The sequence below is a fragment of the Marinobacter sp. GH_1 genome, assembly GCF_048595985.1.
Lineage (GTDB): Bacteria > Pseudomonadota > Gammaproteobacteria > Pseudomonadales > Oleiphilaceae > Marinobacter > Marinobacter shengliensis.
On record NZ_CP184460.1, the window covers coordinates 2070130 to 2083769 of the forward strand.

The 13640-nt window shown below is 57.3% G+C and carries 10 protein-coding genes; 7 read left to right on the forward strand and 3 right to left on the reverse strand.

Going from position 1 to position 13640, the window contains the following annotated elements:
• Positions 1–27 precede the first annotated feature (27 nt).
• Positions 28–1149: a beta-ketoacyl-ACP synthase III gene (locus tag ACNSOI_RS09415; RefSeq protein ID WP_061331113.1), complete on the forward strand. Its 1122-nt coding sequence runs from the start codon at positions 28–30 to the stop codon at positions 1147–1149.
• Between the two features lie 6 nt (positions 1150–1155).
• On the opposite strand, the gene ACNSOI_RS09420 is transcribed toward ACNSOI_RS09415, so the two are convergent.
• On the reverse strand, positions 1156–1563 hold the full coding sequence (locus tag ACNSOI_RS09420) for an acyl-CoA thioesterase (protein WP_061331114.1): 408 nt from the start codon (positions 1561–1563) through the stop codon (positions 1156–1158).
• A gap of 89 nt (positions 1564–1652) precedes the next feature.
• Between ACNSOI_RS09420 and ACNSOI_RS09425 the strand changes: the two genes are divergently transcribed.
• From ACNSOI_RS09425 to dinG, 5 genes are read left to right on the forward strand one after another with little or no spacing between them, the layout of a single operon-like run.
• Positions 1653–2426 carry a VacJ family lipoprotein gene (locus tag ACNSOI_RS09425; RefSeq protein ID WP_286255406.1) on the forward strand — a complete coding sequence of 258 codons (774 nt, stop codon included), beginning with the start codon at positions 1653–1655 and terminating at the stop codon, positions 2424–2426.
• A 23-nt stretch (positions 2427–2449) separates the two neighbouring features.
• Positions 2450–3937 (forward strand): DUF3336 domain-containing protein, encoded by a 1488-nt coding sequence (locus ACNSOI_RS09430; protein ID WP_286255408.1) that lies wholly within the window; start codon positions 2450–2452, stop codon positions 3935–3937.
• Positions 3938–3949: 12 nt separating this feature from the next.
• Positions 3950–5647 carry an ExeA family protein gene (locus ACNSOI_RS09435; RefSeq protein WP_420195665.1) on the forward strand — a complete coding sequence of 566 codons (1698 nt, stop codon included), beginning with the start codon at positions 3950–3952 and terminating at the stop codon, positions 5645–5647.
• 3 nt (positions 5648–5650) lie between these two features.
• Positions 5651–6364: a general secretion pathway protein GspB gene (locus ACNSOI_RS09440; protein ID WP_420195666.1), complete on the forward strand. Its 714-nt coding sequence runs from the start codon at positions 5651–5653 to the stop codon at positions 6362–6364.
• The gene (dinG, locus tag ACNSOI_RS09445; protein ID WP_420195667.1) at positions 6364–8544 is read left to right on the forward strand and encodes an ATP-dependent DNA helicase DinG; all 2181 of its coding nucleotides are present in this window, start codon (positions 6364–6366) and stop codon (positions 8542–8544) included. Before ACNSOI_RS09440 ends, dinG begins: the two co-directional genes overlap by 1 nt.
• 246 nt (positions 8545–8790) lie before the next feature.
• On the opposite strand, the gene ACNSOI_RS09450 is transcribed toward dinG, so the two are convergent.
• Positions 8791–11514, reverse strand: coding sequence for a LuxR C-terminal-related transcriptional regulator (locus ACNSOI_RS09450; RefSeq protein WP_230713943.1), 2724 nt, complete (start codon positions 11512–11514; stop codon positions 8791–8793).
• 214 nt (positions 11515–11728) lie between these two features.
• Between ACNSOI_RS09450 and cysB the strand changes: the two genes are divergently transcribed.
• Positions 11729–12706, forward strand: coding sequence for an HTH-type transcriptional regulator CysB (cysB, locus tag ACNSOI_RS09455; protein ID WP_420195668.1), 978 nt, complete (start codon positions 11729–11731; stop codon positions 12704–12706).
• 70 nt (positions 12707–12776) lie between these two features.
• Here the strand turns inward: cysB and ACNSOI_RS09460 are convergent, their stop codons facing one another.
• Positions 12777–13502: a phosphoadenylyl-sulfate reductase gene (locus ACNSOI_RS09460; protein ID WP_061331122.1), complete on the reverse strand. Its 726-nt coding sequence runs from the start codon at positions 13500–13502 to the stop codon at positions 12777–12779.
• Positions 13503–13640: the final 138 nt, after the last annotated feature.

The window sequence follows — 13640 nt, forward strand, 5'->3', positions numbered from 1 at the left end:
TTATTACAACCATGACGTGGGGTTATTGTGATTAAAGCCGTCATCAGCGGAACCGGCCTGTATACGCCACCCGCCATTATTGAAAACGATCAACTGGTTGAAGCCTTCAATCAATACGTAGAGCTGTATAACGATGAACATGCGGAAGAGATAGCCCGCGGTGAACTGACGGCTCTGCAACCTTCGTCATCTGCCTTTATTGAAAAGGCATCGGGTATCAAGCGCCGTCATGTGATTGACCGTGAAGGTATCCTGGACCCGAAGCGCATGACACCGAATATTCCGGACCGGGATAACGACGAACCGTCAGTCCAGTGCGAGATGGCCATTGTGGCCTGTAAGGAAGCACTGGAGCAGGCGGGCAAAACCCCGGCAGATGTGGATGCGGTGATTGTTGCCTGTTCCAACCTGCAGCGCGCCTATCCGGCCATTTCCATTGAAGTCCAGCAAGCCATGGGCATCGACGGTTTTGCTTATGACATGAATGTGGCCTGCAGCTCCGCCACCTTTGGAATCCAGGCCGCGGTGAACGCGGTGGAAAACGGTAGCGCCAGAGGGGTTCTGGTGGTCAGTCCGGAAATCTGCTCCGGGCATCTGAATTTCCGGGACCGGGACAGCCACTTCATATTCGGCGATGCCTGCACGGCGATTCTGGTGGAAAGGGAAGAGGACACCCAGGCAGGCCAGGGTTTTGAAATTCTCGGCACCCGCCTGAAGACTCAGTTTTCCAACAATATCCGGAACAACTTTGGCTTCCTGAACCGGGCAGACGAATCGGGTATTGGCAAGCCGGACAAGCTATTCATCCAGCAGGGTCGCAAAGTGTTCAAAGAGGTGTCACCGCTGGTGGCAGACACCATTCAGGGCCATCTGGCATCCCTGCAGCTGACGCCTGAAGACCTCAAACGCATGTGGCTGCACCAGGCCAACCTGAACATGAACCAACTGATTGCCAGAAAGGTTCTCGGCCGGGATGCAACGGTCGAGGAAGCGCCGGTGATTCTGGACGAATACGCCAACACCAGTTCGGCTGGTTCGATCATTGCCTTCCATAAACACAAGGATGACCTGAAAACCGGCGACCTGGGCGTGATCTGCTCGTTTGGCGCCGGCTATTCCATCGGTAGCGTGGTTGTTCGCCACCGGTGAGGCCTGTTACCTCGCTGCCAGGGCCCTCAGGGTGTCTGGCAGGGGGGTGGACTTTCGGGAAGCCCGATCCATCCAGACAATCTTGGCGTAGCCTTCCGCGTAAACCACCCCTGTATCTGAATCTTTCAGCAGGTGGTAGGTATCCAGACTGGTATTTCCCGCTTTGTCCGCGTATGTTTCAACCACGACGTTGGCGGGGTGAGTCAATTCCTTCAGAAATGTGGCACTGGTCTTTATAATGACCGGTCCGGTTGGCTCTTCCGCGCCACCCAGTTCCAGTGACGACAGCCAGACAATCCGTGCTTCTTCAAAGAAGCGGAAGTAAACCGTGTTATTGGCGTGGCCGTATGCATCCATATCGCCCCATCGCAGCGACATGGTCAGGGAACTGACGGGATTTCCCGGTACTGACATCTGATTTCCTCCGGATGACTTTCATAATAATAATCGAGCGCCGGTATTGTCGACGAACTGAAACAGGTTAAACAACCCAAGAGAGCAAAATGAGAAACCTTTTATCCCGGCGCCTGACCACGCTGGCCGCTCTGATACTGCTGACGTTTTCAGGTGGCCAGTTACACGCCCAGAACATGCAGGAGCCGGTTCCCGAGGGTTCAACCCCGGTCAATACCGATGATCCTTACGAAAGCTGGAACCGGAAGGTGTTTTCGTTCAACGACGCCATTGATCGATGGTTTCTCCGCCCCGTCGCCCAGGCCTACCGCACCGTCACGCCCACGATTGTTGACCGGGGTATTACCAATTTTTTCAATAATCTCACCGAAATCCGCAATTTCAGCAACAGCCTGCTGCAGCTGAAAGGGGAGTCTGCGGTGGTGGCCGCCGGGCGTTTTACCTACAACACGGTGTTCGGCCTGGGGGGTATATTTGATGTGGCCACCGCTTTCGACTTGCCCGAGCGCCCGGAAGATTTTGGTCAAACCCTGGGATATTGGGGCGTCGGTTCTGGCCCATACCTGGTGATGCCGCTTCTCGGCCCGGCGACCCCACGCTATTTTACCGGCATGGCAACTGACGGGTTCCTGTTGCCATCCGCCTGGGATGAGGTCAGCAGTCCCGAGTGGTATTACCTGCGGGCACTGCAGCTGGTTGATAAGCGGGCCGACCTGATCCCGGCAGAAAGCTTTATTTCTGGTGACCGGTACACGTTTGTGCGTAATGCTTTCCTGCAGCGTCGTGAATTTCTGATTAACGATGGTAAGATCACGCAAGACCCCTTCGCAGATGATGACGACTTCATGCTCGACGATTTCTGAGCGTTCACGCCGGGAGGCCGCAGGTGATCAAGGACCCCAGGATAGCCCGATTCCGCAAGTTGTTGGCGGAAGCTCCCAATTATGAACAGTGGAAGGCTGCCGCGCTGGAACTGGATTTTCTGGAAGGCAATGCGGAGTGGAAGGAGGACTTTGCGTCTGACCTTTATCACTATGAGCTGATCTATGACCGGCTCAGTAACATCAAGCAGTATCGTCAGCAGAACGACTTCGAGCGTTTGAAGCGAGCGCTCCGGGAAGGCCTCCACCATGATCTTGGCAACATGGGCAATCCCGCGCTTTACACCCGTTCCCGGGTTGGTACCAAGCACCTGATCGAGGAATACATCACCCAGGTGTGCGAGGCCCTGGACTATCTCTGTGATCACCCGGTGCCGGGTTTTCCCGTTTATGACAAACTCCAGTTTTTCAGAGACACCCTGACCAGTTATGGCCGGCCAACGCTGCTGCTCAGCGGCGGCGCCAGTCTGGGCATGTTCCATTTCGGGGTAATCAAGGCGCTCTGGGAAAAAGGCCTGCTACCGCAGGTTATTGCGGGTTCCAGTATTGGTGCCATCATTGCCGGTATCCTCGGCGTGCATACCGACGCAGAAATCCCCGAGATGCTGGTGCCCGAGAACCACAACCTCAACGCCTGGAAGTGGCGGGGGATCATGAGCGCCATGCGGGGTGATGGCCTGATGGATCAGGAAACCCTGAAAAGCTGCCTGCGGGCGAACATTGGCGACTACACCTTTGAGGAGGCCTATCAGCGCACCGGGCGTAGCATCAATATCAGTGTGTCGCCGGTACAGACTCACCAGAAAGCCCGGTTGATGTGCGGTTACACCTCGCCTTATATCCAGGTGTGGAGTGCGGCTCTTGCCAGTGCCGCGGTGCCGGGCATTTTCCCTCCCGTTACTCTGATGAAGAAAGACCTTTACGGTAATTCGCTGCCGTACATGCCCCGGTTGAAGTTTGTGGATGGCTCGGTAGTCAGTGACCTTCCGATTGAGCGATTGGTCCATCTGTACGATGTGAACTTCACCATTGTCAGTCAGACCAATCCCCATGTTGTGCCGTTCCTCAGCCAGCAGAGCCGGGACGAAAAGCTGTCCCTGGGAAGCCTGCCGATGCATCTGGTGAAGTCCGAGATCCAGTTCCACGGCCAGGGTGTGTTCGATTATCTGAGAAAAAGGGTACGCCCGGAACTGATGCGGCAGATGGCCGGTCAGATGTACACCATCATGGCCCAGCGTTACTCCGGTGATGTGACCATTGCGCCCACCTATGCATTCCGGGACTTCCGTCGTATGCTGTCGAATCCCAGCCCGGAGTATGTCCGTGAGATGATTCTGGCCGGTGAGCGCGCAACCTGGCCGAAAATTTCGATGATTCGCTCCCACGCCCGTATTTCAAAAACGCTTGAACGGTGCGTTCGTCGCCTGAAACAACAGAACCGAAAGGCCGCTGAATTACGACTGGTCAGCGGAGCCGACAAGGCTAAACCCTGATCCTGAGGAACCATGTACTACGATTTTTTCGGCTTTAGGGAACCTCCGTTTTCAATCGCACCGGACCCTCGCTACCTGTACCTGAGTGATCGCCACAAGGAAGCCCTGGCGCACCTCATGTACGGCGTGCAGGGGCAGGGCGGGTTTATTGTCATTACCGGTGAGGTGGGAACCGGCAAAACCACCGTATGCCGCTGCTTTATCGAGAATGCTCCCGAGCATGTCGACATTGCGCTGATTCTCAATCCGCGGCTGTCTGCCCGGGAACTGTTGTCTTCGATCTGTGACGAGCTGGAAATCGACCATGCGCCGGAAGCCACCATCAAGCAACTGGTGGATGGCATCAATCAGGACTTGCTTAAGGCTCACGCTGCGGGCCGTCATAAAGTTCTGATCATTGACGAAGCCCAGAACCTGTCCGCCGATGTGCTGGAACAATTGCGCCTGCTCACCAACCTGGAAACTGCCGAGAAAAAGCTGCTTCAGATTGTGCTGTTGGGTCAGCCTGAGTTACAGGAGATGCTGGCACTGCCCGAATTACGCCAGCTCAACCAGCGTGTTACCGCCCGGTATCATCTGGATGCCATTGAGCAGGCAGATCTGCCGGCTTACCTTCGCTACCGTTTGAGTGTCGCCGGGCTGCGCGGGGATATCTTCAGCCCGGCCGCCGTCCGGAAACTCTATCGCCAGAGCCTGGGAATTCCCCGCCTGATCAACCTGATCAGTGATCGTGCGCTGCTGGGCGCTTATGCTGAGGGTGAACACCAGATCACGGCCGACCACATTCGACAGGCAGCTCGGGAAGTTCATGGTAACAGCCGCCTGAAGACCACCGGGGGTGGCAGGGAGGTTTCCCGCGCGGGTCATCTGTTGTTGTTATCGGCGTCGATTCTGGTGGCGATCATCGGCACCATCTGGTTGTTCCAGCTGCCGGTAACCGAGCAGACCCTCGCTGACGACCTCGAAGTACCCGCCATCTCCGGTGTCATCGAGCGTGTCAGTGATCCGGTGGTGGCTGAGCCCGAATTCGACACCGCTGAGCCGAATACGCTTCCGGAGCCAGCGGAACCCGGTGTAACCTCCTTTGAGTTTGAACGCCACACCCAAGCGCTGACCGAGGCATTTGGCCAGCTGTTCGGCGTTTGGGGCGAAGAGTATGACGCCCGGCAGTTTCCGGTTGCCTGCGATTACGCCCGGAGCGTCCGCCTTGGCTGCCTGGAACGGCAAGGCAGCCGACGAAGCCTGGAGTTTCTGGATCGCCCGGCGATTCTGCACCTTCGCAATGATCGAGGCGACACCGGCTATGTGGTGCTGCGATCTCTGGAGGGTGATACTGCCAGTATCGAGTTGGCGGGGGAAACCCGGGAGATTCCGTTTCGCCAGTTAGAGCAGTATTGGTACGGTGATTTCCGGGTGCTGTGGCGAATGCCCGAATATATGTCGGGTGATGGTTTTTTTGCCGGAACTTCCGGGGCACAGCTATGGATGGGCGCACGGATGATGGAGCTGGCAGATCGGATATCGCCGAACCAGGCAGAGAGCGCCCGGGTAAAGCGGCTGACCACCGAAGAACAGGTGCGCTGGTATCAGGAGGTCAAAGGACTGACGGTGGATGGGATTGCCGGGCCGATGACCATTATCCAGATCAATAATGACCTGGGCACGAATGTACCCCGGCTGGTAGCGGCCCGTGTGGGCAATAGCGGGTAGGCTATGTCATATATTCTTGATGCGTTGAGAAAATCCGAAGCCGAGCGGCGACAGGGCAAGGCACCAGACCTGGGGCAGCAGGTACAAATGGTCTATCGGCCCAAAAAGAAGCCGTTATCACCCGTTGTCTGGGTGGTTCTGGCGCTGTTGCTCAATGCTGCTGTGATGGCTTACCTGTTCTGGCCAGCGCAGTCGTCAGATCCGCGCCCGGTTGACGACGCGCCAACAGCGGCCCGCCAGGCGCCATTGGTTGGCGATCCGGATGTCTTGGTGTCCGCACAGGGGCAACCGGGCCGGGAGCCAGTGCCGGTTGAGGCTACGCCACAGTCTGAGCCAAGCCAGGAAGTGGTTGCAGCATTTGAGGTGGCAGACGAGCCCCTGGCTGAATCCGGCAATGAAGCTCCCCTGGTGATTGTTCCGGACCAGTCTGTTCGGGAAAGGGTGTTGACGCCGGCAGACTCTCAGGGCAGAGTGCCGCACCTGGTAGAACTACCGCTGTCGTTTCAAAAGAGCGTTCCTGATTTGACCTTCAATAGCCATATCTATTCATCCGACCCCATGGCCAGCCGGGTAATGATCAACAACCAGTATCTTCGCCCTGGCGACACCTTTGCCAGCCTGGTGGTTGAGCGTATCACCGAGGATGGCGTGATTCTCAGCAAATCTGGCCAACGTTTCCGGGTGGGCACGGTACGAGACTGGGTGAGCCCGCGATAATGGCGCTGACTGACGACGTCAAACAACAGATTCAGCAGGCTTATCGTGATGTGTTGGCCGGTAAGGACGTTCGCGCCCGTTACGGCCAACGGCTGATGATCGCGGAGATTGCCCGCTATATGGGTGAAATCACCGACAACGATGGCCAGCGTACCTCGCCACCGGCAGCCTGTGTGGTGGAAGCCGGCACCGGTACCGGCAAAACCCTGGCGTACCTGATCTCAGCAATACCCGTAGCCAAGGCCTTGGGTAAAACGCTGGTGATCTCCACGGCAACCGTGGCGCTGCAGGATCAGATTGTTCTGAAGGACCTTCCCGATCTTCGCAAACACAGCAAACTGGATTTCAGCTGGACCCTTGCCAAGGGGCGGGGCCGTTATCTGTGCATGTCTCGACTGGAATCCCGGTTACATGACGAGGGCCATGGTGACAGCGACACCATGCCCCTGTTCCTTCTTGATCAGCCCATGGATGACGAGGCGGCCAGCCGAATCACCTTTGAGAAGATGCTCGCCACCTACGGTTCACGCGAATGGGATGGCGACCGGGACCACTGGCCAGAGCAAATTCCCGATGACATCTGGCGCCAGGTAACCACCGACCACCGCCAGTGCACCAACCGCCATTGCGCCTACTTCGACAGTTGCGCGTTTTTCGACGCCCGCAAAGACCTGGATGACGCCGATGTGGTGGTGGCCAACCACGACCTGGTGCTGGCCGATCTTGCCCTCGGCGGCGGTGCCATTTTGCCGGAGCCGGAGAACGCGCTGTTCATCTTTGACGAGGCCCATCACCTGCCGGACAAAGCGCTGAACCATTTTGCCGCGTCGGTGCCGTTGAACTCCACACGGCAATGGCTGAAACAGTTATCCCAGGCCCTGGTGAAGATGCAGCCCTGGTTACCTGGCGGCTCCCAGGCGGCCAAGGCGGTTGAGAAAATCAGCACTTCTGACCGTGATCTGGATATTGCCCTTGGCAGGGTTTACGAAGAGATTGAACAGAACACCGGCTGGGAATTTAATGACGAACGGCGCAGCGCCCAGTGGCGTTACCCGGATGGCGAACTGCCGGAGGCGGTTGCAGAGTTGGCTGCGGAGACCCGGATTGTCACCGCCGGCCTCGTTCGGCACCTGGGTACCCTGGTGGATGAACTGCAAAGTGCCTTCGATGAGCGAAAAGACCCGGAGCTGGACCGGGACACCGCCGATTCCTGGTATCCGGTGATTGGCGCCTTCCATAGCCGGGCTGAGGAGCAGCTGCGCCTGTGGGCGGCCTGGTGTGAATCCGGGCCGGTCATTCCACAGAACGATGAGTCGGCAGAAGCTGCACCGGTCGTTCGTAAAGGGCCGCCGCCTGCCCGCTGGGCCGTGCGCCAACGTTGGGACCACGCGGAAGATATTACCCTGTTCAGCTCACCGGTGCTGGCGGACAACCTGTTGTATTCCCGCCTGTGGTCGCGGGTCTATGGCGCCGTTCTGACCAGTGCCACACTGACGGCCCTGGGCCGTTTCGACCGTTTGCGTTCCCGGGCGGGATTGCCAGAGGCCAGCCGTTATCTGGTGGTGCCCAGTTCCTTCCGTTATGGCGAGATGGCCACGGTGGAAGTGCCGGCTATGGCTGCCATGCCAACCGATGATGGCTTTGCCGAGGCGCTGATCAAGCGGCTACCAGATCTCTGGGCCGGTGAGAAGGCCACCCTGGTTCTGTTTACATCCCGCCGGCAAATGCAGCAGGTGAGGGATGCGCTGGCGCCGGATTACCCTGAGTTGATTCTGACTCAGGATGACATGGCGAAAAATGAGGTGTTGCGCACGCACTGCTCTCGTGTTGATGAAGGACGGCCCAGTGTGCTGTTCGGAGTGGCCAGCTTTGCTGAGGGAATCGATCTGCCTGGAAAGTATCTGCACCACGTGGTGATCACCCGCCTGCCGTTCTCAGTGCCGGATGACCCGATCGAGGCGAGTCTGGCGGAGTGGGTAACCCAGCGCGGTGGCAACCCGTTTATGGAAATCACCGTGCCGGATGCCTCCGTCAAGCTGGTTCAGGCGGTGGGGCGGCTGTTGCGCACCGAGCAGGATACCGGGAGGGTAACCATTCTGGACCGGCGTATAGTGGCACGCCGATACGGACAGTTGCTGCTGGACGCACTGCCACCGTTCCGCCGAATCATCGAGCATTAGTCCGGATACTGCCCATAAAAAAAGAGCCAGCCCGAAAGGGGATGGCTCTTATCGAAAGGGGTTCAAACGAACCCGGGCGTCGAAACAACGCGGAACAAGAAGTCTGAAGGCCTGAAGTTCAGAATTCTCGGTAAGGCGTTAACCTCACCATGGTTGAATAATAGGGCTTAACGGGGCGTAAACGGATCGTCCAAAGGGCGTAGTGACGAGGCTTAATTCTGAAAAAGTGTGAAGGTGGTCACACTTTTAGTCCTGAAGCACTTTCAGTTCCCGTGCCCGGGCCAGGGCTTCGGTGCGCCGGCTAACGCCGAGTTTGCCGTACAGGTTCCGGATATGGGCTTTGACGGTGGCGGGCGCCACCGCCATCCTTGTGGCGATGTCCTTGTTGGCCAGCCCCTGATTAATCAGGAGCAGTACTTCCTGTTCTCTCTGGCTCAGGGGTTCGGCCAGCCCGTCAGTTGTTTCAGAGGGCTGGTCCGATTGGGGCTTGGATAGGGCAATGTCGGCGTTTCCGGATAGCTGGTCTTTCAGCATGGTCAGCAGTTCACGGTTCCAGCGCCCGGGCGTTCGTAGTCGGGGGCAGTCCAGCAGCATGGCCCGAAGACTGGGGCTTTCTTCCGCAAACAGCTTCAAAAAACCGGCGTTTTCGGCTCGATCCAGCGCCCGCTCCAGCATGACAGCGGCTTCCTCATCGCGATCTTCCTGCGCAAGGGCATCGGCATACACCAACAGGATCTCCACCAGATGCCGGTTATGGGCGTTGCGTTCCGCCACCGGAACCAGTGCCGACAGGGTTTCCTGCGCTTTCTGGTAATCGTTGAGGGCTACCTGCACCCGGGCCAGCGCGATCTGGTTCTGTTCCCGGTTCAGGGGGTTGGTGGCTGGTGTTTCCAGGGCCGCCTTCAGGGTGGTCATGGCTTTATCAGCGAGGCCCAGCGCAAGGTAACAACGGGCCAGAAGGGCTGAAGCGGCAGGTGGCTCAAACAGGATGTGGTCGCGGCGCTTGCTGCCAACCGCGACAGCATCGTCCAGTAATTCAATGGCTTCTTCGAGTTGGCCCTGGCTGAACGCAAGGTGGCCGCGTACGTACTGGATGACCACATGCTGTCCGGGCTCCGTACCTTTCTCCACATGCTCGAGCAGCGGAGACAGGTAACTGGCGGCCAACTCCGGCTCATTGCGTTCACGGTAGATTTCGGTCAACGCACTGTTCTGCCAGCAGGAAATAAGCCGTGGCTGGCTTGGGTCTGCGAAATGCTCATCCACCCAGTTGCGGACGCGGGTGGTGGTTTTCAGGGCCAGCTCGGTGTCACCACGGTTGTACTGAATCCACGCCAACAGGCCGCCAGAGGACAGCGCGGTGCTGGCCTTGCGCTCTATCTGTCCATAGTGAACGGCTGATTCCAGGGCTTCCTCGGCATCGTTGAGTTCACCCTTGCCAAAGTAGTCGAGGCCGAGGCCGTAATAGGTGACGGATTTCAACGGTATCTGGATCTGATCGATGTCCTTGAGTACCTGACGGGTGAGGTCTGACGCATTCTTTTCGTCATTCCTGCTTCGGGCCAGGTAAGAACGTACCAGGGATATTTCACTGTGGATAGCCAGCGCGCCCTCGGCATCAGGATGGGAATCGGCTACCCGCCGGTCGAGCAGATCTTCGACTTCAGTCAGCAGGGGCGCCAGGCCCTCAACGCGGTTGGCAAAGAACAACCCCCAGATTCTGAGCATCTGCAGTTGCGGGCTTTCAGCCAGTTGCCTTGCCGGTATGGTATCCAGCCAGGCCAGTACCGGCAGGTGGTAGCCACCGTGAATCAGGTTGTTACCATGCTCGGCAAGCACCCGGGCCAGGCGGTCGGTGTCGTTCTGGCTGACGATCTGGGCGATGCCTTCCTGTACCTGTCCGTGGCTGAGCAACCAGTCAATGGTGCGGGACTGGAGCACCGCCGCCCGTTGCGGATCAATGGATTCTATCCGTTGGAGCAGAGCTTCCCGGAACAGGTCATGGTAGCGGAACCACTGGTTGTGTTTGTCGAGGGGAATCAGGAACAGGTTCAGGGAAAGCAGGCGAGTGAGGATGTCCTGGCTGTCATCCCGCTGGCGAACGGCATTGCACAGTGAGCTGGACAGACGAGGGCAGTAAGCGGTGTCCAGCAGGAATCCGGTGAGTTCGTCCGGGAGTTGGTGCAGAACTTCGGTCAGAACATAATCACTGATCAGCGCACCATCTGGTGTGCCGATACGCTCATGGCCAGAGTGGCCGGACTCCAGGGCTTCGGTCTTACCTGCCAGTGCGGAGAGCTGCATGGCGGCAACCCAGCCCTCAGTACGCCGGCAAATGGTGCGGATCTCCTGTTCAGACAGGTTCATCGCCATGGTGTCCTGGAAGAAGGCTCTGCATTCGTCTTCCGAAAACGCCATCAGTCCCGGATGAATATCCTGAACCTGGCGCCTGACCCGCCACCGTGCCAATGGCAGTGGGGGTTCAGTGCGGGAGGCAATGGTTACCAGGATGCCCGGGGGAAGGTAGTCCATACACCAGGCCAATTGACGGTGGATGCCGTCGTTACTGATCACATGGTAATCGTCGAGAACCAGATGCCAGGGATTGCGGTCTTCGGCCAGGGCATTGACCAGCCCGGTAATGGCGGCGGTCAGGTCGTCACCCTGCTGCCGGGATATCTGCTTCTCGCAGTCTTCAAGCCCCATGAGACCGGCATGCTTGAACGCGCCAATCACATACTGCCAGAACTGCCCCGGCTGGTCGTCATGCTCATCCAGTGACAGCCAGGCGGTGCTGGTACTGTTGCGGGCGCACCACTGGCTGGCCAGGGTGGTCTTGCCAAAGCCGGCCGGCGCCACGATCAGGTTCAGCCTTTTACCTTGCTCCGGTTCCAACAGAGCGTCCAGCCGGTGCCTGCGCACAGCTCTGGAGTCGGGTGTTGGCCTGAGAAATTTGGTGGTCAGTAGCATGGTTTCCCGGGGTCAGGGCATGGTAGTAACCGGATTGTGTGCTTTGTCGCACACAAGTCAAGTGCTGCGGTGACGCAAAGCGTTGGTGGGGCAGCGAATCCCGGTAATTGGTCTACACTGAATACAGATTAAATTGTATATCCAAAAAGAATGAAAAAATAAATTCTTATGCGTATTATCGGGTAAAAGACTCATCCAGGGAGCGACAGACTCAATGAAATTACAGCAGCTGCGTTATATCTGGGAAGTGGCGCACCACGATCTGAATGTCTCCGCCACCGCCCAGAGCCTTTTCACTTCCCAGCCGGGTATCTCGAAGCAGATTCGGTTACTGGAAGATGAGTTGGGCCTGGAGGTGTTTGCCCGCAGTGGTAAGCACCTGACTCGCATCACCCCCGGTGGCGAGATTATCATCCGGGAGGCCGGTGAAATACTGCGCCGGGTGGAGGGCATCAAAAAGATTGCCCAGGAGTTCAGTAATCAGCGCAAGGGTGACCTGAGTATTGCCACCACCCACACCCAGGCCCGTTACGCCTTGCCACCGGTGATCAGTGGTTTCATTGAAGAATATCCGGACGTGTCGCTGCATATGCATCAAGGCACGCCTATGCAGATTTCCGAGATGGCGGCCAATGGCGCTGTGGACTTCGCCATCGCCACCGAGGGTATGGACCTGTTCAATGATCTGATCATGATGCCTTGCTACAAATGGAATCGCTGCGTGATTGTGCCCAAGGATCATCCATTGGCAAAAGGGCAGGAGCTGAGTCTGGAAGAGCTGGCGGAGTATTCCCTGGTGACCTACGTGTTTGGTTTTACCGGCCGGTCCAAGTTGGATGAGGCCTTCCAGTCCCGTGGCCTGACACCAAAAGTGGTGTTTACCGCTGCGGACGCCGACGTGATCAAAACCTACGTAAGATTGGGCCTTGGGGTGGGGATTATTGCCAGCATGGCGTTTGATCCAAAAGTGGATACCGATCTGGTATCGCTGGATGCCAGCAAATTGTTCCGGCCTTCCGTCACCCGCATCGGGTTCCGGAAAGGGACCTTCCTGCGTGGTTACATGTACGATTTCATGCACAGGTTTGCACCGCACCTGACCAAGGACATGATCGATAACGTGGTTGCGCATCAGGGCAGTCGCACAGAAATCCAGGAATTGTTCAAGGATATTGAACTGCCGGTTTATTGAAGTTCTGAATAACAGAAAAGCCCGCCGTCAGTGATGACGTGCGGGCTTTTTTTACAGGTGCAAAATGGGTTTAGCCTGATTTGCCGATCAGGTTGCCCGCATGCAAGCCACATTCCTTATGGGTGGCCTCTTCCCACCACCAGCGGCCTTCCCGCTCGTGCTGGCCCGGCAGCACCGGCCTGGTGCAGGGCTGGCAGCCGATGCTGACGAAGCCTTTTTCGTGCAGTGTGTTGTAGGGAGCCTCAGACATCCGGATGTAATCCCAGACCTCTTTCGAGCTCCAGTTCGCGAGCGGGTTGAATTTCACCAGAGTCTTGTTGTCGCTGGAGAAAGCTGAATCAACCTGAACTACCGGTACGTCGTTGCGGGTACCGGGGCTCTGATCCCTGCGTTGCCCGGTAATCCAGGCATCAACGGTTGCCAGTTTCTTGCGCAGAGGGTTGACCTTGCGAATGCCGCAACATTCGGAATGGCCATCTTCGTAGAAGCTGAATAATCCTTTGCGGTTCACCATGTCCTGAACTTCACCGGCATCCGGGAACAGCACTTCAATCTCGATTCCGTAATGCTTTCGCACGCGCTCGATGAACTCGTAGGTTTCCGGGTGCAGCCGGCCTGTGTCCAGGGTAAACACTTGCAGGTTGTCGGTTAACTTGTGGGCCATTTCGATCAGCACTACATCTTCGGCGCCGCTGAATGAAATGGCGATGTTGTCATAGCGTGCCAGCGCCGCCTTGAGGATAGCCCGGGGGCTTTGGCCGTCGAGTTCAGCGCGGAGATTTTCAATATCAGTCATGTTGCTCCAGGGGGCTTTTCCACTGTGCGATCAACGGAGTGAATAAAGGCGTGATCTAACCTGAAATAAAGGCTACCACCAAATGCCTCATAGCTTGAAGGAATGAGCATCTATATCTTTATGCCTCGCTGATAAGGT

Coding starts and splice junctions, on each gene's coding strand:
- ACNSOI_RS09420 (WP_061331114.1), bottom strand. CDS start 1,563: ATGTCAGTACCGGGAAATCCCGTCAGTTCCCTGACCATGTCGCTGCGA.
- ACNSOI_RS09425 (WP_286255406.1), top strand. CDS start 1,653: ATGAGAAACCTTTTATCCCGGCGCCTGACCACGCTGGCCGCTCTGATA.
- ACNSOI_RS09435 (WP_420195665.1), top strand. CDS start 3,950: ATGTACTACGATTTTTTCGGCTTTAGGGAACCTCCGTTTTCAATCGCA.
- ACNSOI_RS09440 (WP_420195666.1), top strand. CDS start 5,651: ATGTCATATATTCTTGATGCGTTGAGAAAATCCGAAGCCGAGCGGCGA.
- dinG (WP_420195667.1), top strand. CDS start 6,364: ATGGCGCTGACTGACGACGTCAAACAACAGATTCAGCAGGCTTATCGT.
- ACNSOI_RS09450 (WP_230713943.1), bottom strand. CDS start 11,514: ATGCTACTGACCACCAAATTTCTCAGGCCAACACCCGACTCCAGAGCT.
- cysB (WP_420195668.1), top strand. CDS start 11,729: ATGAAATTACAGCAGCTGCGTTATATCTGGGAAGTGGCGCACCACGAT.
- ACNSOI_RS09460 (WP_061331122.1), bottom strand. CDS start 13,502: ATGACTGATATTGAAAATCTCCGCGCTGAACTCGACGGCCAAAGCCCC.